Origin of the sequence: Neptunitalea chrysea, from assembly GCF_027924145.1 — a bacterium.
GTDB lineage: Bacteria > Bacteroidota > Bacteroidia > Flavobacteriales > Flavobacteriaceae > Neptunitalea > Neptunitalea chrysea.
The window spans coordinates 1-20,803 of the sequence record NZ_BRVP01000024.1 but is presented as its reverse complement, the minus strand read 5'-3'; the positions used below and the strand labels follow the sequence as shown (position 1 = coordinate 20,803).

16 protein-coding genes, 1 tRNA gene and 1 CRISPR repeat array are annotated in these 20,803 nt (G+C 33.8%); of the genes, 7 read left to right on the top strand and 10 right to left on the bottom strand.

All coding sequences use genetic code 11. The annotated features are described in order from the left end of the window. Nucleotides 1-21: 21 nt before the first annotated feature. Genes NBRC110019_RS14340 through NBRC110019_RS14325 form a run of 4 tightly spaced genes read right to left on the bottom strand, consistent with a single transcriptional unit; the run spans nt 22 to nt 6,435 of the window. Entirely contained in the window at nt 22-507 is a 486-nt protein-coding gene (locus NBRC110019_RS14340; RefSeq protein ID WP_281755996.1) for a thioredoxin family protein, read from the bottom strand. A 41-nt stretch (nt 508-548) separates the two neighbouring features. Next, the gene (locus NBRC110019_RS14335) at nt 549-2,660 is read right to left on the bottom strand and encodes a peptide MFS transporter (protein WP_281755994.1); all 2,112 of its coding nucleotides are present in this window, start codon (nt 2,658-2,660) and stop codon (nt 549-551) included. Nucleotides 2,661-2,690: 30 nt separating this feature from the next. Beyond that, complete coding sequence (locus tag NBRC110019_RS14330) at nt 2,691-4,250, bottom strand: peptide MFS transporter (protein WP_281755992.1); 1,560 nt, start codon at nt 4,248-4,250, stop codon at nt 2,691-2,693. 19 nt (nt 4,251-4,269) lie between these two features. After that, a complete protein-coding gene (locus tag NBRC110019_RS14325) occupies nt 4,270-6,435 on the bottom strand; it encodes a S9 family peptidase (protein ID WP_281755990.1) in 2,166 nt (721 codons plus the stop codon). Between the two features lie 295 nt (nt 6,436-6,730). Then, a CRISPR array of direct repeats spans nt 6,731-8,931; the repeat unit is 30 nt; unit sequence GTTTCAATTCCAATATGGTGCGATTAATAG. Nucleotides 8,932-9,521: 590 nt separating this feature from the next. Between NBRC110019_RS14325 and NBRC110019_RS14320 the strand changes: the two genes are divergently transcribed. The 4 genes from NBRC110019_RS14320 to NBRC110019_RS14305 all read left to right on the top strand — a co-directional run bounded on the left by NBRC110019_RS14320 (nt 9,522) and on the right by NBRC110019_RS14305 (nt 12,407). Beyond that, on the top strand, nt 9,522-9,731 hold the full coding sequence (locus NBRC110019_RS14320) for a GNAT family N-acetyltransferase (RefSeq protein WP_373877005.1): 210 nt from the start codon (nt 9,522-9,524) through the stop codon (nt 9,729-9,731). A gap of 107 nt (nt 9,732-9,838) precedes the next feature. Next, entirely contained in the window at nt 9,839-10,702 is an 864-nt protein-coding gene (locus NBRC110019_RS14315; protein WP_281755989.1) for an SDR family oxidoreductase, read from the top strand. Between the two features lie 11 nt (nt 10,703-10,713). Beyond that, nucleotides 10,714-11,625 carry a helix-turn-helix domain-containing protein gene (locus NBRC110019_RS14310; protein WP_281755987.1) on the top strand — a complete coding sequence of 304 codons (912 nt, stop codon included), beginning with the start codon at nt 10,714-10,716 and terminating at the stop codon, nt 11,623-11,625. A 197-nt stretch (nt 11,626-11,822) separates the two neighbouring features. Then, nucleotides 11,823-12,407, top strand: a complete 585-nt coding sequence (locus tag NBRC110019_RS14305) for a CHAP domain-containing protein (RefSeq protein ID WP_281755986.1) — start codon at nt 11,823-11,825, stop codon at nt 12,405-12,407. A 165-nt stretch (nt 12,408-12,572) separates the two neighbouring features. Here NBRC110019_RS14305 and NBRC110019_RS14300 read toward each other — a convergent pair whose 3' ends face one another. Genes NBRC110019_RS14300 through NBRC110019_RS14290 form a run of 3 tightly spaced genes read right to left on the bottom strand, consistent with a single transcriptional unit; the run spans nt 12,573 to nt 15,553 of the window. Then, the gene (locus tag NBRC110019_RS14300; RefSeq protein WP_281755984.1) at nt 12,573-13,205 is read right to left on the bottom strand and encodes a response regulator; all 633 of its coding nucleotides are present in this window, start codon (nt 13,203-13,205) and stop codon (nt 12,573-12,575) included. 8 nt (nt 13,206-13,213) lie between these two features. Next, a complete protein-coding gene (locus NBRC110019_RS14295; protein WP_281755982.1) occupies nt 13,214-15,085 on the bottom strand; it encodes a tetratricopeptide repeat-containing sensor histidine kinase in 1,872 nt (623 codons plus the stop codon). Nucleotides 15,086-15,091: 6 nt separating this feature from the next. Then, nucleotides 15,092-15,553, bottom strand: coding sequence for a hypothetical protein (locus NBRC110019_RS14290; RefSeq protein WP_281755981.1), 462 nt, complete (start codon nt 15,551-15,553; stop codon nt 15,092-15,094). Nucleotides 15,554-15,833: 280 nt separating this feature from the next. Between NBRC110019_RS14290 and NBRC110019_RS14285 the strand changes: the two genes are divergently transcribed. After that, nucleotides 15,834-16,871, top strand: coding sequence for an alpha/beta hydrolase family protein (locus NBRC110019_RS14285; RefSeq protein ID WP_281755980.1), 1,038 nt, complete (start codon nt 15,834-15,836; stop codon nt 16,869-16,871). Between the two features lie 237 nt (nt 16,872-17,108). On the opposite strand, the gene NBRC110019_RS14280 is transcribed toward NBRC110019_RS14285, so the two are convergent. Continuing rightward, nucleotides 17,109-17,627, bottom strand: coding sequence for a PepSY-associated transmembrane domain-containing protein (locus tag NBRC110019_RS14280; protein ID WP_281755979.1), 519 nt, complete (start codon nt 17,625-17,627; stop codon nt 17,109-17,111). Between the two features lie 455 nt (nt 17,628-18,082). On the opposite strand from NBRC110019_RS14280, the gene NBRC110019_RS14275 reads away from it, so the two are divergent. Further along, nucleotides 18,083-18,496 (top strand): glycoside hydrolase family 3 protein, encoded by a 414-nt coding sequence (locus NBRC110019_RS14275; RefSeq protein ID WP_281755978.1) that lies wholly within the window; start codon nt 18,083-18,085, stop codon nt 18,494-18,496. 150 nt (nt 18,497-18,646) lie between these two features. Beyond that, nucleotides 18,647-19,048, top strand: coding sequence for a fibronectin type III-like domain-contianing protein (locus NBRC110019_RS14270; RefSeq protein ID WP_281755976.1), 402 nt, complete (start codon nt 18,647-18,649; stop codon nt 19,046-19,048). Nucleotides 19,049-19,267: 219 nt separating this feature from the next. On the opposite strand, the gene NBRC110019_RS14265 is transcribed toward NBRC110019_RS14270, so the two are convergent. After that, a tRNA-Phe gene (locus NBRC110019_RS14265) sits at nt 19,268-19,340 on the bottom strand. 712 nt (nt 19,341-20,052) lie between these two features. Next, a complete protein-coding gene (locus tag NBRC110019_RS14260) occupies nt 20,053-20,541 on the bottom strand; it encodes a hypothetical protein (protein ID WP_281755974.1) in 489 nt (162 codons plus the stop codon). Nucleotides 20,542-20,803: the final 262 nt, after the last annotated feature.

Here is a 20,803-nt window from a genome sequence, read left to right as displayed (position 1 = left end):
ATCCCTATACTTATAGGAAATTTATTTTTTGTCGTTCGCTAAAATTTTGTTAGCCTCTCCAATCCATTTGGTAGCACCTCCACTAAGATATCCTACTTTTCCTAAAGCTGCCAATTTAGCTTCCGTTTTTCCATTTTCGGTTTCGTTTTTAACACTAGTAAACCAAATAGTAGGGTATCCACGTACCTGAAAACGTTGTGCTAAATAATAATTCTGAGTTCTGGTAGCATCGTCAAGTTGTTTCGTTCTAGGAAAATCTAACTCAACTAACACTACATTCTTTTTAGCCCAAGTTGCGAACTCATCTTTTTTAAATACTTCCTTTTGCAATCTCTTACACCATCCACACCAATCGCTTCCTGTAAAAAATAACAACATAGGCTTATTTTGCTTTTGCGATATTTCTTTAGCCTTAGCAAAACTAGTATGCCATACAAGCTCATTATCCTGAGCTTGGCCTAGAGAAACCGCTCCAACAAACAGTAATAATAACAGATATTTTTTCATAAATAAGAGTTTTATAGTAAATAGAAACGGTATAAAGGCAATTACCTTACACCATGCATTAATTTTTTAAGTACCGGATTTAAAGCCATTATTAACAATCCGGCTGCAATAGGTACAATAGTAAATATTAAAAAGAATACCGATAACGAATACTCCTCTGTAATTTTTTCAATTTTACCACCTAATACCGCAGCAAACTTATTACCAATAGCAATAGCTAGGTACCACATACCAAACATTAAAGCAATCATACGTGGCGGTACCAACTTACTTACATACGATAACCCTACCGGAGATAAACAAAGTTCTCCCATGGTATGGAATAGATATGCTAAAATTAACCAAACCATACTTACCTTAACACCTTCTTCTACATTAGCACCATACGCTAACAGACCAAACCCAACGGCCATAATAATAAGTCCTAAAGCATATTTCATAGCGGCAGACGGATTGTATTTACTATCCCACCATTTAGAGAACATACTAGCCAACGCAATAATAAAGAACGAGTTTAAGATACTAAACCAAGATGTGGTAATTTCTACCTCATTAGAATTAATCTGAGCTACAGAAGCCTTAATTAAACCGTTGTCTCTATTTAATTCTGCCCCATGCGCACGGAAACCTTCAACTTCTTCTGTTCCAACATACGCAAAGTTTTCTTTATCTTTATCCTTATTAATAATTAAAACTTCGCTTCCCACGTTTAAAGCATCTAACTCGGTAATACCAGCAGTTTTATCTACCACCATAGCATCTACCGGAACCTCCATTGCTTCGGTTATTGGAATAAACTTATATGTAGGATTATTTTCTTCATCTAAAACAGGTTTCCCTTTATCATTCATCACCTGCTCCTTAATAGCTTTATAGGTAACGTCATAAGATGTAGAACTAAAGTCTCTGTTCAGCATCCAAATTACAATAGCCCAAATACCTGCAAAACACAACGATAATACGATATTAGAAGAAGCTATTTTATGGCGTGTTTGCTTAAATAAACGTACCAAAACATAGGTAATAATACCCAAAGGCACTACCGTTAATAAGGTATTTACAATATTGAATATTACAGCCGAATTACCACTAAGGGTACGGTCTACCGTATCACGGGCAAATAATACCAATGAAGTAGCTCCTTGCTCAAAACTCATCCAGAAGAATACGGTAAAGAATGCAAAAACAATAAACGCCAACATACGATCTCTAACCACGCGTGCATAACGTACTATTCTAGAAATAACCAATATTAAGAACACCAATAGCCCTATTAATACCACGGTATACTGCCCTTCCAAATCGCCTATCTTGGCAAACGAAAAGAGATCTACCCCTCCAATTTCAGAAAGCGGATCGTTAAACGCATACAATACCCCAATAATAGCACTTATAACAATTAAGATATAATCTAATTTTGTAAACGGATTTGGTTTTGCAATTTCTTTTTCCTTTTCCGTTAATTCAGCTGCATGTGCAATTTCTTCTTCTTTTTCTTCTTCGGCTCCTGGTTTATCACCTATACTACCAAACAATGGTTTTGCCAACCAAAACTGTAAGGTACCCAATAACATAAATATACCGGCTAAACCAAATCCCCAAGACCAACCAATTCTTTCGGCAAGGTATCCGCAAAGCATCATTCCAAAAAACGCTCCTGCATTTACCCCCATATAGAAAATGGTGTACGCACCATCTTTCTTTTCTGGCAAATCTTTATACATTTCAGAAATAATAGACGTAATATTTGGTTTAAAGAAACCTGTACCAATTACCAACAATGCGAGTCCTAGGTATAAAGAAACCTCGGTATCTAATGCCATAGAAGCATGCCCCAAGGTCATAATAGCAGCACCAATAACCACCGCTATACGGTATCCTGTATACTTATCGGCAATAATACCACCTAAAATAGGCGTTACATACAATAGCATGGCATACGTACCATACAATGCTGCAGCCTTTTCTGGCGACCACTCCCAACCAGGGTTAAACCCAATAAGGGTCATGGTTAAAAAGTTTACTAATAAAACACGCATTCCGTAGAACGAAAAACGCTCCCACATCTCTGTAAAGAACAACACAAACAAACCTGCCGGATGTCCTAATACTTTAGTTTTAAAAAACTCTGCTCTTGTATCTGCACTTGTCATTTTATATGATCTTATTATAGTAGTAATAGATTAAGCTTCTTCAAATTTTTCTATTTCCGGACCTTTGTTGTCATCGTGTACCAAATCACGTTCGTTATCCTCTGCACCGTGAGTAAGACGTTTAAGTGGTTTCATAATAGCCACGAAAAGGCCACCTATAACCACTGTAAATACAAAAATCCCTAAAAATATAGTATACTCTCCATATTCTGAAGCCGACTCACCAATAATACCAGCTACTTTATTACCAAGTCCTGTAGCTGCAAAATACACTCCCATCATTAAAGACGCATATTTAATTGGAGTTAATTTAGTAATAAAAGAAAGAGCCACAGGAGAAATACATAACTCTCCTAGTGTATGGAATAAATAAGCAAACACCAACCATAACATATTAGAACTTCCCGTTTGTTGATATTCTAATGCTGCAAATACCATAAACAAAAACCCAAATCCCATAATAATGATACCAAGTGCCATCTTAAATAAAGATCCTGCTTCTCTACCTTTTAGTTTACGTTTTGCCCAAATACCAGCTACAATGGTGGCAAAAATAATTATAAACGCGGCATTTAAACTCTGAAACATCACGGTAGGTATTTCCATCCCTAATAACATCCGATTTGTTTTTTCATCGGTATATAAATTCATCAAACCTCCCGCTTGCTCAAATGCTCCCCAAAAGATAATTACCATAATAAACGATAGCAATAACACCATAAATCTATCTTGGTACACTTTATTAGGAAGTTCTTTGTAAATCATCATCATTAAAGCTGCAATACCAGTAATAAACAAGAACAGCATACCGTAACCCCATCCCATAAAATACCATCCTAAACCACTTGCCAGCACTAACAATAATGTTATGAGAAACTGTGGTTTAGACGTTAATAAATCACCATATAATTGACCATAGGAAACCTCTTCATCTTTATTTACAGAAACTTCATGATTACCTACATGGGTAAGAAATTGTTGTCCCCAAATATAAACTACCAGACCAAGTACCATAGCAATTCCAGCTAAGCCAAAACCAGCATGCCATCCCTTTTTAGCAACTACAAGCGCAACAAATATGGTAGCTAATAAAGAACCTAAATTAATACCGATATAAAAAATACTAAACCCTTTATCTCTTCTAATATCTCCTTGTTTATATAAACCTCCTACCATAGTAGAAATGTTAGGTTTTAACAAACCTACTCCTAAAATCACAAGTCCTAAACCTGTATAAAATGCCCAAGTATCTGTTAAAACCAAAACACCGTGCCCTAAACACAAAACAATGGCACCAATTAATACCGATTTTTTCTGACCTATAAGTTTATCTGCAATCATTCCTCCAGGAATAGACATTACATATACTAGCATGGTATACCAACCATATAAAGCCAATGCATCTGTTTCAGACCATCCTAGTCCAGGCCCTCTATCATCACCTATTGTAGCAGTTGTCATGTACAATGTAAGTAACGCACGCATCCCATAGTATGAGAAGCGCTCCCACATCTCGGTAAAAAATAGTATATACAACCCTACCGGATGTCCGAAGAGTTCCTTTTCATGTTTATCAATAGTCTGACTCATATAGTTTAGTTAGTTGATTTTATAAATTTTCTTTAATAAAATTGGTTAGCTTCGTGTATAAATGTAGTCGGGTATTACCACCGTAAATACCGTGGTTTTTATCGGGGTAAATAGCCCAGTCAAATTGTTTGTTGGCTTGTACCAACGCCTCTATCATGCGCATAGAGTTTTGTAGGTGTACGTTATCATCTGCAGAACCGTGTACTAATAAAAATTTACCTGTTAACTGGTCTGCAAAAAACAATGGTGAGTTATCGTCATACCCTTCAGGGTTTTCCTGTGGGGTAGTCATATATCTTTCAGTATAAATAGAATCGTAAAATCTCCAGCTGGTTACCGGTGCTACTGCAATTGCCATGCTAAATACATCGTTCCCTTTTAACAAACAGTTGCTACTCATAAAACCACCATAGCTCCATCCCCAAATACCAATTCTACCAGCATCTATATAACTTCTTTTTCCTAATAATTTAGCCGCTTCAATTTGGTCTTCCACTTCGTATTTACCCAATTGCTTTTGCGTCACTTTTTTAAAGGCTGCCCCTTTAAAGCCAGTACCTCTGCCATCTACACAAGCTACTACATAACCTTGTTGTGCCAACATAAAGAACCAATAATCATTAATACCGTACCAAGCGTTAGCTACCTGTTGAGAACCAGGACCACTATACTGATACATAAATAATGGATACTTTTTATTAGGATCGAAATTCGCTGGCTTAATCATCCACATGTTTAAATCGTTCCCATTTACTTTAATGGTACTAAACTCTTTGTCTGATACACCGTAGGAGTTTAATTTTTCTTTTACTGCTGTATTAGCAACAATCTCTTTTAACTCTTTACCATCTTTAGCACTGTTTAACGTATAACGGTACGGAGTTGTTACACTAGAATACGTATTGATAAAATAACTAAAGTTGGCACTAAACGTAGCGTCATTGGTACCTACCCTAGTAGATAAATGCTTTTTACTTTTACCGTTTAGTTTAATAGAATACACATCTCTGTTAATAGACCCATTTTCTACCGATTGGTAATAAATTCTTTTCTCTTTTGGGTTGTACCCGTAATATGCCGTTACTTCCCAAGCACCACTGGTTACTTGGTTTAGCAATTTGCCGTTACTATCATAATGATAAATATGGTTGAAACCATCTTTTTCAGATGTCCAGATAAAACTATTATCCGCCAAGAAGGTTAGGTTATCTGTAATATCAATATAAGCTTCGTCTGTTTCGTGAAGTGTAACTGTTGCCTTTTTTGTATCTACATTGTAGAAATATAATTTTAAATCGTTTTGATGTCTGTTAAGCGTTTGAACCGCTAATAACTGCGCATCTTCCGTAAACTCAATTCTAGGAATGTACTCATACTCTTCTAAAGGAAGCGCTGCCGTTTCTCCGTTAGATACATTGTATACATGCAACGTAACATCCGAATTTTTCTCCCCTGCCTTCGGGTACTTAAACGTATCTTCAGTAGGATATAATTCTTTCCCAAAAATATCCATAGAAAACTCAGGCACCTCAGTTTCATCAAAACGTAAAAAAGCAATTCTATCACTTGTTTTGTTCCATTCAAAAGCTCTTACAAAAGCAAATTCTTCTTCGTACACCCAATCGGTAACACCATTAATAATGGCATTTTTTGCACCATCTGTAGTTACTTGCGTTACCTTACCATCGGTAAGACTCTTTATATAAATATTAGCATCTTTTACATAGGCTACTTTAGTTCCGTCTGGCGAAAAAGTAGGCTCCTGAATTGGGTCATCGCTTACTTTAGTAACCTTCTTAGTGGTTACGTCATAAACAAAATAAACACCCAAAGTTGAGTGTCTATAGATGCGATCTAAGCCGCCTGCTAATAATATTTTACTTTCGTCTGCACTAAACTTATACGATAAAAAGTATGGCATTTCTTCAATATCCGCAGAGCTTACAATAGTTCCTGTTTTTTCTAAGGTTTCATAATCGTACTTATCAACAGAAGTAGTACGTGTAGCACGATCAAAATTTAATACGGCATATTGTTTTCCGTTATTCAGGGAGTTTAATTCATCCATTCCCTGCGTTCGGAAACCTCCGTTCCATATTTCTTCTAAGGTAATCTGTTGAGTTTGTGCAAAAAGTTGCGTAGATACAGCTACAAACGCGAATAAAAATGCTCTATACTTGTTCATTAATCAAGGGATATTATAAAAGATTCCAAGTTTACTAATAATTTCACAATTTATTAAACTTTTTTAGTTAAACGTTAACTTTAAACAGGTTTCTATTTTCCCTATTTGACACCAAAGTATAAAAACAAAAAAACATATCACGCACATTTCTAAGAAATAAGAAACGTTTTACCCCTGTAAAAGCAAACACAAAAAAGTAAATAACAGAAATTATGCCAAAAAACAGTTCTTAACCTTCTGTTAATCGCATCAAAAAGTGCTACACAAGTAGCATTTACTCCGTTTGGTTTATAACAAGTTAATTCCAATATGGTGCGATTAATAGTAGCGGTAAGCGACTTGGCTATACTTTGCGGTGTAGAGTTTCAATTCCAATATGGTGCGATTAATAGAGAGAGCGCATTAATAGTATCTATGATGTGTACTCATGTTTCAATTCCAATATGGTGCGATTAATAGATCTTATGGTAAACTGCGGTATCAATTCCGCTATGAGGTTTCAATTCCAATATGGTGCGATTAATAGCTCTTACATGAAGTATTGGGAAGCTTGTATATTTCGTTTCAATTCCAATATGGTGCGATTAATAGAAAATTTAAAATCGGTTCCCTCAGGAAAGTCTACCGAGTTTCAATTCCAATATGGTGCGATTAATAGAATTTCTATGGTAGAAGGCGGGGTATCTGCTAAAAAGTTTCAATTCCAATATGGTGCGATTAATAGTCATGCCAACTTTTTAAATATTTAGCTGAGTTTTCAAGTTTCAATTCCAATATGGTGCGATTAATAGTTCAAAACCACGATTGCGAAATGCAATGGTAACAGCCGTTTCAATTCCAATATGGTGCGATTAATAGATTATAAATCAGGAATTGTTTAAAGAGTTCGTTCCGAGTTTCAATTCCAATATGGTGCGATTAATAGAAAAAAGTGGGAATAATGAGCTTGGTTTTGCATAGTTTCAATTCCAATATGGTGCGATTAATAGGCATATTATCTAACAGCCATTGTAATGCGGTTCCGCTGTTTCAATTCCAATATGGTGCGATTAATAGGCTAAAGAAGTTAAAGCTGCGTCTAACTGTGTTCCAGGTTTCAATTCCAATATGGTGCGATTAATAGAAGAATCTGTAGAAGTGTTAGGGGTAGTTGATGTGTTTCAATTCCAATATGGTGCGATTAATAGTACCCTACAATATTTTGCACCATCTCTTTTACCAACGTTTCAATTCCAATATGGTGCGATTAATAGCCTTCGGTTTCTGCCCAAGAATTGTAAATAGATTCAGGTTTCAATTCCAATATGGTGCGATTAATAGAAAATGCCTTTAAACGTGTTAATTAATATATGTAAGTTTCAATTCCAATATGGTGCGATTAATAGTAAGTTCTCCAACTTACAATACCTTCCCCATCAGTGTTTCAATTCCAATATGGTGCGATTAATAGTATATAATTGCTACTGATGGCAATGTAATAGACCAGTTTCAATTCCAATATGGTGCGATTAATAGCTTTATAAAACTAGCCGACAAAGCCGTACTAAACACGTTTCAATTCCAATATGGTGCGATTAATAGCTACAGGACTTTACAACTAACCAAACCAATTATTAGTTTCAATTCCAATATGGTGCGATTAATAGTAGTAGCAATATCCACCGCATAACCATTAATATGGTTTCAATTCCAATATGGTGCGATTAATAGGCAGACCTAACGCTGTGTTAGATTCTATCTGTATATGTTTCAATTCCAATATGGTGCGATTAATAGACGGAAATCATGGATTTAAAGCTAATTTTATTCCGTTTCAATTCCAATATGGTGCGATTAATAGTTTCTTAGAGAAACAAATAGACTTAATAATTATCGAGTTTCAATTCCAATATGGTGCGATTAATAGGATTATGATGTGGGGTTGGTGCCGGATATTACTTGGTTTCAATTCCAATATGGTGCGATTAATAGTATATTGTCTCTAATCGTATCTATTACCGTAGATGATGTTTCAATTCCAATATGGTGCGATTAATAGCCGCTATAGTGTCTCTTTCTGTGTGGTTACCTCCTGGTTTCAATTCCAATATGGTGCGATTAATAGTTTTCTTACCTATAGCTTTGTAAAGTAAATTATTCGGTTTCAATTCCAATATGGTGCGATTAATAGACCAACTAAGAATCTAATTAGTGTTTTTTCGAAAGTTTCAATTCCAATATGGTGCGATTAATAGAACACTAAAAAATCTAAGCCTAGTGTAATCTTTACAGTTTCAATTCCAATATGGTGCGATTAATAGCTTTAGTCTCACAATTACTAAAGTCATTTTCAGAACTGTTTCAATTCCAATATGGTGCGATTAATAGCGGAATTCGCAGGTCAATCAATAGGTAAGTTTGTGTTTCAATTCCAATATGGTGCGATTAATAGAGTTCATCTAACCTCCATGTAAGAGCCGTCTGTAAGTTTCAATTCCAATATGGTGCGATTAATAGCCGTCTTACCGACAACAAAAAAAAGCCTATTTACAAGGCTTTGATAAGATATAAAATCAATTCTGAAAACCCAAAAGTCGTCTACCTTCAATAGCTAGATTTTACCGGAGCTTCGACAACAACGTAAGTGTTTCATTTTCAAAAACTTGCACAAAACAAAACGTCAAAGAACTGCTTATATAATTAAAACCATAATACACCGACGCTTTATACCAACTTATAATAGTGTATTCTACTTGGTTTCTATTTACCAATTACTTCTTTTTATTCCTATGCTTAAATATAATGAAACTATCTTTGTACTTGCAACAAAAAATACAAAATTTCTGTATCTTAAAAAGGATTATAGGCACTAAGTGTATACGTAAGAGCTACTATTACTTAACCGAAAAGGTTTTGGCTTATTTTAAAAAACCACCAAATTTACAATTGAGTTGCTAATGAAAAGCTTTCCAAAAAGAGAAACTAAAAGACTGCTTTTGACCGAACTGAGAGCAGAAGACATTACTGAAATTGTATAATACACATCAAACAAAAACATTTCGATTTCACTCTAAACCTACCTTTTTCCATATTCTGAAAAAGATGCTATTTATTGGATAAATATAGCACATCAAGGATTTAAAAACGGTACGAACTTGATTTTAGCTATAAGATTAAAACCCGACAATAAATTTATTGAAGGAATTGAACAGAAGTTTAACAGAGCGGAAATTGGGTGTTGGATTGCAGAACCGTTTTGGCGCAAAGGCTATACAACCGAGACAACTAAATCAATCATAAAATTTGGATTTGAATAAATTCATTTCTTCACATTTAGCCAAAAACGATTATAAAAAGGCAAGATTTGACTAAATTTATGTGCTATATACCATAGAACTTTGCATAAATATAAAAGTAGATAATTATGCAACTATTAGTAACAGGCGCTACTGGAAATCTTGGCAGATCGATCATTGAAGCGTTATTAAACAACATTCCTGCTCAAAACATTACTGCCCTTGTAAGAAATGAAGAAAAAATAGTAGATATAAAAGCAAAAGGCGTAACTATTTTTGAGGGCGATTATGATAATGTACCCAGTCTTGAAAGTGCAATGGAGCATGTAGATACCGTTCTTTTAATTTCAGCAGGCGACCAAGGAAACCGAATACAGCAACACAAAAATGTTATTGATACCGCTAAAAAATTAGGCGTTAAAAATATTGCGTACACAAGTAGGGCAATGCAGCATAGAGAAACGCTTGCTCATCAACTTATGGAAGAACACTTTCTTACAGAAGATTATATTAAAAAAAGCGGCCTAAGCTACACCATTTTTAGAAACACCTTGTATATGGATGTTATTCCTCTTTTTATAGGCAAAAAAGTGTTTGAAACGGGTATTTTTCAACCTGCGGGAGATGGAAAAGTAGCCTTTGCATTAAGAAAAGAAATGGGAGAAGCCATCGCTAATGTGCTGTCACATGAAGATTGTAAAAACAAAACATATAAATTTACAAATAACGAAACTTATTCATTTTATGATATTGCCAAGGCATTAACAACACTTTCAGGAAAAGAAGTAAACTACCACCCAGTAGCTGTTTCTACATTTCAAGAAAGAATGCGACCTACAGGAATTCCGGAGCCAATGCTTCAAAAAATAGTGGAGTTCAATACCGATATAAAAAACGGACAAGAAGACGAAATAACCAATGAACTAGAAAACAAACTTGGTCGTAAACCAACAACGCTAAAAGACGGGTTAAAAACCCTTTTTGAATTCTAAAAATTTGCCCTATGTCAAAACCATATAATATAAAATCGATAACTGAATATCATAAGGTTATGGATTTGCAGAAACCCGAACATCCGCTTATTAGTATTATACAGTTTGAGGATATAAAGCGTCATCTATCTAGTCCTATAAATATCACTAACGATTTTTACTCCATTGCCTTAAAAAAAGATTTTAATGCCAAATTAAAGTATGGTCAACAAGAATATGATTTTGATGAAGGGGTGTTACATTTTATGTCGCCAAAGCAGGTACTTTCTTTTGAATTTAGAACAGATGAAGAATTAAACCATAAAGGATGGTTATTACTTGTACATCCCGATTTTCTTTGGAACACTCCACTGTCAAAAAAAATAAAAGAATACGAATATTTTAACTACAAAATCAACGAAGCGTTGCATTTGTCTGACAAAGAGGAAAAAATGATTATTGGTGTAATGGATAGTATTGCCCAAGAATATAAAGCAAATATGGATTCCTTTAGTCAAGATATAATCATTACACAGTTAGCATTATTACTAACCTATTCAGAACGGTTTTACCAACGACAATTTACCACCCGAAAAATTACAAATCATACAATCTTAAACCAGTTTGAGGAATTGTTATGGTCTTATTATAGTAACAGAAATTTAATAGAAAACACAATCCCAACCGTTCAGTATTTTGCAAATGAGCTGAATCTATCTGCCAATTATTTAAGTCGCTTACTAAAAAACATAACAGGGCAAAGCACCAAACATTTCATCCAAGATAAAATAATTGATTTAGCAAAAGAAAAGCTATCAACCACAGATTTGTCAGTTAGTGAAATTGCATACGAGTTAGGCTTTGAGCATATACAATCTTTTAGCAAATTATTTAAGAGTAAAACAGACTTTACCCCTTCTGAATTCAGGCAATCGTTTAACTAAAAATAAATACTTCAACCAACACCAGTACCCCTTGCACAACGTGTATAATTAATTGTTAATACTAGATTGCCCACAAAAATCTTATAGGAGATTCTACTAAGGTTTGGAGAGCGTTTGCTAAATTAGGTGCGTGAAACACGCAACGAAATTATGCGCAAAAACATTGTAAATAATACCAAAAAAACACTACAAACAAATTGAGAAAACGGCTTTTACTTATACTTGGATGTTTGATTTTTATAGTTGTTGGGGTTTTTGTGTCTAAAAAAATCAATCTAAATCCGAATTATGACGTTGGACAAAAAATTGATAGTTTGAATGGAATTGCTGTTTATTATAATGGCGGGATTGGAAATGTGGACGGACGAGCGCTAACAAAAGATGGGTATAATCTTGGACTGAAATATCAATGCGTGGAATTCGTTAAACGATATTACTACGAAGAATTAAACCATAAAATGCCAAATAGTTATGGCCATGCAAAAGACTTCTTCAACGCACAAATCAATGACGGAAAAATTAACGCTCAGCGGAATTTAAAACAGTTCAAGAATCCAAGTAAATCCAAACCGAAAATAAATGATATCGTAGTATACTCGGAAACAACGCTAAATAAACACGGACACGTTGCTATTATTACGAATGTAACTGAAAACGAAATTGAGATTATTCAACAGAACTCAGGGTCTTTTGGAAGTTCTAGAGAAAAATACGAGTTGACAAGCAAAGAAGGAAAATGGCAAATAGAAAACAACCGAATTTTAGGCTGGTTAAGAAAATAAAGAAAAAATACTCTTTACAAACATAAAAAACGAATTTGCTACACAGCACAAACAAACAACATTAATTACAGATAAAAATTAGATGATTTTAACAGACGCAAATGGTAAGCTGTTTTAGTGTGCTTTAATCTACTGTAAAACTAGCAAAAGTAAGATTCATACATACTAAATAACCCCTTTCTCATACGCCAACTTAATCAACTCTGCCGATGTTTTTACCTTTAGTTTGTGCATTATGTTTCTACGATGAGTTTTTACCGTATGCTCACTAATGTACAACTCTTTGGCTATAGAACGTGTATTAAGTCCTTCAGAAATACAACGCACCACTTGCTTCTCTCTTTCCGATAGCTGATCCGCTTTGGCAGAAGTACTATTTTTACCTCTGAAATAGTTAAAAATATGATCGTTTATTTTTCTATGAAAATAATTTTTTCTGGCACTAGTAGTACGTACCGCCTCTAGCAACTCTGCCTTTGAGGCATCTTTTAAAATATACCCTTGCGCACCTTCTTCTAACGCTGCCCGTACCTTTCTTAACGACTGGTGCATGGTAAGCATTAATATAGGAATATCAAACCCCTGTTGATTTAGCATTCGCATCGTTTCTATCCCGTCTATAACCGGCATATCTATATCCATTAAAATTAAATCTATCTCGTTATGCTGAAGAAAATCGGGCACTGCCTTACCATTTATTATATGGCGTACCACCTCTATATCTTCTTCCATATTAAAAATAGATTTAATACCCTCTGCAAACAAAGGATGATCGTCTACTATTAAAATACGTATCATTGTCTCTATTAGTAAGAAATAGTAATAAATGAAATAGGCAAATCTATATTTACCGTAGTTCCGCTATTAGGGTTACTATCATATTTTATATCTCCGTGCAAATCATGAATTAATTTCTCTAAACTCATAATTCCCATACCCCCAGAGTTGGTTTTGGTTACTTTCTCAAAATCAAATCCGGTACCGTTGTCTTCCACCAGAATGTTTACCATTCCTTCTTCTTCAAAACAAATAAGCTGTACACTCAACTTGGTTGCCTTGGCATGTTTTAGCACATTACTTACCAACTCTTGCACAATACGATAAATGACAATTTCATTTTCAGTAACTAATGTTTCTTCACACATAGTAGCCGAAAATTCTGCCTGTAAACCATTTACTTGTTTCAAATGGTTAATGAGTTCCTTTAATGCCGGTACCAATCCAAAATCGTCTTCAATACCAATATTTAACGAGTGCGAAAGGTTTCTAATATCATTACATGCCTGATCTACAAGAGTAGACAAGGTAGTATAGTTAGGCAAACCAACATCTTCCACTGCACTTAAATTTACTTTTATGGTAGCCATTAAACTCCCAAAGTGATTATGCAATTCTTTTGCTAGTCGTTTCCGCTCATTCTCCCTCCCTGTTACCATGGCCTGTAACGCCTTACTTTCTTGCGTTTTTAGCACATTAGTAATACGCTCATTATGAGATTTTCGTTGGCTTTCTGCTAACAGTTTAGAGTTCTTCCAACGTTGCCTAAAAAACAACAACAATACCACTGCCAGAATTAACAACAACAAAGATGTTATCATATATATACGGCTAATTAATTGTTTTTTTTCAAGTTCTATAATTTCTTTATCCTTTAAACTCACCTCATATTCGGTACGTAAATCGGCCATTTTTTTAGTATTAGCCGTATTTTCAATACTATCTTTATACGCCATATAATCCACTCTGTGCAAAAGAGCTTCCTCAAAATCACTTTCCTTTTCATACAATTGAGACAACAACAAATGTGCGTCTCTAAGTTGTTCTTTTAGATCTAATCGAGTGGCTATTTCAACCCCATTATCCAAATATTTAATGGCTTCGTCCATCAATCCTTTTTGCGCATACAAATGCCCTAACTGATTAGAGTAATCTGCAATTGCATATTCATCTCCTATATCCGCAAGCAACTCCAAAGCCTGCTTCAAATCTTTTTCGGCATTATCAAGATCCCCTTTTCTTTGGTATACCAAGGCTCTGTTCCCTATAGTATACGCTTTATAAATAGGCACATCTAATGAATCTGATAATACCTCTGCTTCATTGTAATAAACCAAAGCCTGTTCTAAATCTCCTAACGAAAAACTGGTATACCCAGCATTTATAAGTACACCCGTAAGCTCAAACCTACTCTGCTCTGCTCTTAAAATAACAATCGCTTTTTCTTCGTATACAGCCGCATTTGTTAAATCGTTATTAGAAGCATACACCGAGGCAATTTCTCCATAGGCCATCGCCATATCTTTCTGATATTGGTATTTATCTGCCAGCTTTGCACATTTAAAAAGATATTTTAACGACTCATTTAAACTGCCTTTTAAACGATACGCCACACCCATGTTCATATAAATTCCTATTCCTTTGGATTCATCCCCAATTTTAGTCACCTGATCGAGTGCTAATTTTGAGTAATACAAAGAAGAATCGGGTACACTCTCATAGGTAGCTATATCTCCTAATACATCAAGTAAATGCTTCTCGGAAGTATACAATTTTGAGTGCACTATAGATTTAAGACTATCTGCTTTTTGCTGATTTTGACACCAAGCCGATAGCCCACTAAAAAAAATTAGTATTACAAATACTATTAAAATATGTCGGTTAACAATATTGCTAATCACGCAAAATTATCTTTGTTTAATTTTTATTCTAGGATCTATAGTATAACTATACGAACTGTTTTCTTCATCCGTTAACTCAACCGAAAAACTAAAATCAAATACAGGTATATCGGTAGTAATATTTTTTTTAACCGTAAACATTAAATATGCCAAAGGGTCACCATTAGTAAATTCCGGTAATTCCGAAAAATATTGCTTAGAATCATCCTTGCCAAATTTACAAGAGGTAAATTTCAAATTTCCATATTTTGTCATATCAGATGGTTGAATAATAAAACAAAATGAATCTCCAGGCGCTACAATAATTGTAAAATCTTCTAACCTTCGGCCATTATAATGCTTTTCGGTAATGTATATAGTACTATTGATTAACGCACAATTATTATACAAATCCTTTTCAGAAGTTTTAATACAACTAAGAAACTTATCAGAATCTAATACATAAAAAACAAAATTTAAATTTCCCATGATTTATTTACTTTAAATGATTGATTAATAATTACCCTCAAATGTACCGAAGAAAATACCACCTCTAATACCCCAAAAGGGGTATTGATGAAAGTACTTCTTTTTAACGACCTAAACAACAGCCACATGTAAAACTCATAAAACAGAAAAAGCCCCGATAGCTAGAAGCGCTGCAAGAACAAATAATGGTGCATTTTCTAAAAAATTCATCAAAAAAATGCACTGTATTGTAACATTTATTTTTTTCGTTGGTCTTTAAAGTAGATAAAATAAATAATAAATGAAAAACACATCTTTAATCATAGTTGCATTATTCATTTTTTATTCCTGTACCCAACAGAAAGAAAAAATAGTTAAAATAGGTCAAAAATCAGTAACGTTTATTGATGAATCGAGAAATAGACCATTACCAATCGAAATATGGTATCCGACTCTAGACACTTTAGTCAGAAAAGAACCGAAAGAAAACAAAAACAAGCTTTTCAAAACCATAGAAACCATTCCAAACGCAACCATTCCAAACGAAAAATTCCCTTTACTAATCATCTCCCACGGAACAGGAGGAAATAGATTTTCGCTGACTTGGTTCATAGAAAGGATAGTAAAAGAAGGCTATGTTGTTGTTTCCCTGGACCACTACGGAAATTCCACTTTCAATAAAATACCAAGGGAATTTGTTAAATGGTGGGAAAGAGCTATTGATGTTCAATTTGTGCTTTCTCAGGTTTTGAAAGACAATGAAATTGGAACTAAAATAGACACGTCAAGAATTGGTGGAGTTGGTTTTTCATTGGGAGGCTATACCAATATCGCATTGGCAGGTGGGTATGTGGACAGGTCAATAAAGGAAAATCAAAAAATGGAAGACAGGGAAATGCCTGCCGAATTTCCCGAAACAGACGAAATTATAGATTTTGAAAATGACAGTCTTATCGTTTCATCTTACAATACATATAAAGACAACGTAAAAGATGATAGAATCAAAGCATTTTTTGTAATGGCACCTGCAATCGGATTTGGATTTCATTCCAAGGAACAGACGAACAAAATAACTAAACCCATTTATATAGTAGCAGGTAAAGGAGATTTGGTAGCTCCTGTTAAAAAGAATGCCGAAAATTATCACAAATTAATCAAGACCAGTAAAATACATCTTTTTAACAAAAATGTTGGACACTACGTATTCTTGAACGAACCCACAGAATTTGGTAAAAAAATATCACCCGAAATAACAGTTGACAACCCAACTGTAGACAGAAAAAAAATACATGAAAAAACATTAGAATTGGCGTTGGATTTTTTCAAAAAAAACCTGTAAACACTATAGCTAACAATAATAGCCATTGCAAAACCTCAACTAATACGGTTGTTAGAATAAATTTATGGCCTTTCTGTAATGCTAATTGAAGTTTTAAAAGTAAGCCTAGCATCTCACTACACTCTTGAAACGTTATTCAATAAACTTAAGGTGTTTTTTGAGATTATAGAACAAAATATCCAATCGCATACTGCATATATCGATAATGCTCGTTTCTATTTACAGAATTTTCCTTTTTTATATAAATAATAATACCAATGCTAATACGAGTCCGCCAACTGTAAAATACAATCCTCTTTTAAATATTTTTGACTTGGCATTAAACATCCAAAAACTAGAAATAACAAAAAAGAACAACGACACCCCAAACAACACATTTAAGGGAGACATGGCATTACCCGATTTTGCTTTGTGCAAGTGCGTCATTTTCTCTAAGATATAAGGTAACTCTTTAGTTGTATAGTTTACTTCTCCGCTAGCCCTATTATATGTACCTGTTTTGTTAAAATACACAACACCGTTTTCCGTTTTGTTTATACGTACTCCTTTAATATGAAGCGCTTTGCTTAATTGCCCTTTGTTTAAATTGGGAGCAATGGTTTTGTTTACCACCTTTTCTTTTTTAAGAAGATCGGTATCCCTGTACACTAGTACAATACCACTAATTGCATATACAGCCATAATACCGGCCATAAAATAACCCAAATAGCGATGCACTACTCGCATAAAGGTTTTTGTATTTCTAATTTCAGACATGAGTTTTGTTATTTATTAGTAAGACACAACATTAAACAAAAAGTTTAACGATTGCCTAAAAAAAGAAGTTATTGTTATGCAGATTAAGTAAAAAAGGATGGTATACATAATTAGTAAGCATGGTATTTCTATTTCGAGACAAATCTCGGAGCATGTAATTCCTTTAGAGCTATTTTAAACGAAAACAAGGTTTAATCAATGGAAAATAATTTCAGAAGATATTCCAAACTATAAACTTTTAGCATTACATGATTGTAGGCGTTCATGTATTGCAAATCTTTTAAACTATAGTATAAACAGGTAGCAAAGTTTATTCTTATTAACAGTTGTTAGAAAGATTACATAATGCAGGATTTTCTATAGATAAGGAGCTGCAACATGCTTATGAGCCTTTTGTTAAATAAGCTTTAGCTAAAGAACTAAAAAGAAGAGAAGAAAATGGGGGGTTGGGGTTATTGGCAGATGTAGAAAGAATTCCGGAAATGCCATTAGATAATGATTTAATTAAGGCAAAAGCAAAATCGAGTGCTATTGCAATAATAACTATTGTTAGAAATTCTGGTGAACAATATGACAGAACCATTGTTAATGATTTCTATTTGGGATTAGATGAGCTAGCACTCATAAAAAATGTATCAGCAGCTTTTCATGCAGAAAACAAAAAAGTTATTGTCATCTTAAACATTGGAGGCGTAATAGAAACGGCTTCTTGGAAAAATAATGTAGACGCCATTCTTCTGGCATGGCAACCAGGGCAAGAAGGCGGAAATTCGGTAACAGATGTGCTTTCAGGGATTGTAAATCCGTCTGGAAAGTTACCTATGACCTTCCCTATTGATTACAACCACCATGCCTCTGCCAATTATTGACCAGGATTACCAGAGAACAATCCTAAAGATGCCTTTTATAAGGAAGGTATTTATGTAGGGTATCGTTATTTTAATACATTCAATATTACACCATCGTACGAATTCGGTTATGGGCAGTCTTATACCACCTTTGAGTATTCTAACCTAAAATTGAACACCAATACGTTTACAGATAAGTTAGAAGTTTCTGTAACCATAACCAATACCGGAAATACTAGCGGTAAAGAGGTGGTGCAATTGTATCTTACTGCTCCGCAAGACAAAGTAGATAAACCTGTAATAGAGCTTAAAGCTTTTGATAAAACTAAAGTCTTAAAACCCAATTCATCTCAAACTGTAAAGTTTATACTTAACCCCAAAGATTTAGCTTCCTTTATTGATGATGACAGCGCTTGGGTTGTAGAAAAAGGGGTGTATACTATTAAAATAGGTACAAGCTCCTTACAAATAAAACAAACTGCAAATTTCACGGTAGCGCAAAATATTATAGCAGAAAAAGTTCATGATGTTTTCAAGTTGGATATCCCAATGAATGCTGTTTTGAAGTATTAGGTTAACTGTAGGGACCCGGCAATGCGTTGTGTCGGTCCTTTTCATTTTCTAACAATTCAAAATTTGTAGAATTTAGTACTATCTTATTTTAGACAAGGCTAAAGGTATCCCCTACCTTTTTATAAAGAGCTAAAAAACGAGATTTATAGAAAAGATTGTCCTGTTTTAAAACAAAAAACTCGCACTTTTCTAATTATTAGATAGTTACGAGTTTTTAAGTGGTACCTCCAGGAATCGAACCAGGGACACAAGGATTTTCAGTCCTTTGCTCTACCAACTGAGCTAAGGTACCAGTTGCTCAATGCGGGTGCAAATATAGCAGCAAATTTTAATTTTCAAATAACATTTATTAAAAATATCTCTTATTTTTTTATTTCCCCTCTTAGTAAGGTAGTTACAATAAAATAATAACTTCATAAACTATAGTTTATAACTCAGCTTGAACATTATAATTCTTGGTAAAATAAATATTCTGCTGTCAGAAATGATAAAGGCGTTAAATGAATTCTTCTGTTTGAATCTTACATCAAATATATTTGTTGCACTTATTTCAAACCTCCAAGGACTATCTTCTTTTTGAAAAAACAATGATGCATTCGCTGTATCAAAAGAATTGGTTGTCTCTTCCGTTATATTTCTATAGTTGTCAAACGTATAATCTGCTTTAAAGGTAAAACTCTTTAAAAAATCGTGTTCAAAATTGACTTCTAAGCGATCATTTTCAAATTCCCCTGTGATGCCACTAGCTTTGTATTAACTAAAATCTTTGGTATAATTAACTTCTATATTGGGGTAATTATTAAAAAAAGTTTCAATCCCTATTATAGATGACAACGATTTTGAAACATTAAAATTAGTAGTAGAATTAAGTAATTGATAATAATCATTATACAAAAACTTACTACTGAACTTGTATCTTATTTTATTAATTTTTTTGGTAACCCTGCCATTTAATGTCCAATTTTGTTCAGGCAAATCAAACATAACAGGTGTGCTATATGACTCTATACCGTTAAGTTCTGTATTATTTTTATGGTAGTTGTTCGTCTATTATAGTTAACACTCAAATTAAGGTTTAATCCCCTATATAAGCTAAACTTATAATAAGTTATAAAGGCAGTATGGTATAATTGATTTTCTAAGTTAGTATTTCCCTTAAACACGCTATTAAAACTTGATAAAATAAAATTATCTGCCAATTGATTAACCCCCGGAAAACGGGCATTTAAACTATATTTAAAGTTCAGTTTTTCACTATTATTAAAATCTATTTTAAATGTAAGCTGTGGCAGTAAAAGGTTTTTGTTAAATGTTCTCATTTCATCAAATTGCTGAGTACTCCATAAATAACTATGAAAGAATAGTGCAGGTTTAAAAGTAGCTATGCCCACTTGTAGCTTATATTCTAACCCTAGGTAAGTAGTAAAGAAATCATACCCAAAGTCATTCCCAAATCCTGAAGAGTTAAAGTTATTCATTGTTCCATCACTCAATGACTGTATATCTTGTTAAAAAAATTATTAAACGAAAAGTTTACCTCAAAACTTGAATAGATGTAATTAAAATTGTTTAACACCTAATAATCTTTTAAAATATGGATAGACTCAAGAATACAAATTAAATACGATAATCGATAAACTCTTTCTTTTTAACAGATTTTATATAAATGTAGGCTTACCCAAAAAATCAGACAGTATAAAATCAATTTATTAACTTTAAATTAAATACTGTCTTATGAAAAAAAGTAAGTTTAGT

What these genes read in the sequence shown, in the direction of transcription:
- NBRC110019_RS14340 (WP_281755996.1), bottom strand. Translation starts at nt 507, where the DNA reads ATGAAAAAATATCTGTTATTATTACTGTTTGTTGGAGCGGTTTCTCTA.
- NBRC110019_RS14335 (WP_281755994.1), bottom strand. Translation starts at nt 2,660, where the DNA reads ATGACAAGTGCAGATACAAGAGCAGAGTTTTTTAAAACTAAAGTATTA.
- NBRC110019_RS14330 (WP_281755992.1), bottom strand. Translation starts at nt 4,250, where the DNA reads ATGAGTCAGACTATTGATAAACATGAAAAGGAACTCTTCGGACATCCG.
- NBRC110019_RS14325 (WP_281755990.1), bottom strand. Translation starts at nt 6,435, where the DNA reads ATGAACAAGTATAGAGCATTTTTATTCGCGTTTGTAGCTGTATCTACG.
- NBRC110019_RS14315 (WP_281755989.1), top strand. Translation starts at nt 9,839, where the DNA reads ATGCAACTATTAGTAACAGGCGCTACTGGAAATCTTGGCAGATCGATC.
- NBRC110019_RS14310 (WP_281755987.1), top strand. Translation starts at nt 10,714, where the DNA reads ATGTCAAAACCATATAATATAAAATCGATAACTGAATATCATAAGGTT.
- NBRC110019_RS14300 (WP_281755984.1), bottom strand. Translation starts at nt 13,205, where the DNA reads ATGATACGTATTTTAATAGTAGACGATCATCCTTTGTTTGCAGAGGGT.
- NBRC110019_RS14290 (WP_281755981.1), bottom strand. Translation starts at nt 15,553, where the DNA reads ATGGGAAATTTAAATTTTGTTTTTTATGTATTAGATTCTGATAAGTTT.
- NBRC110019_RS14285 (WP_281755980.1), top strand. Translation starts at nt 15,834, where the DNA reads ATGAAAAACACATCTTTAATCATAGTTGCATTATTCATTTTTTATTCC.
- NBRC110019_RS14280 (WP_281755979.1), bottom strand. Translation starts at nt 17,627, where the DNA reads ATGTCTGAAATTAGAAATACAAAAACCTTTATGCGAGTAGTGCATCGC.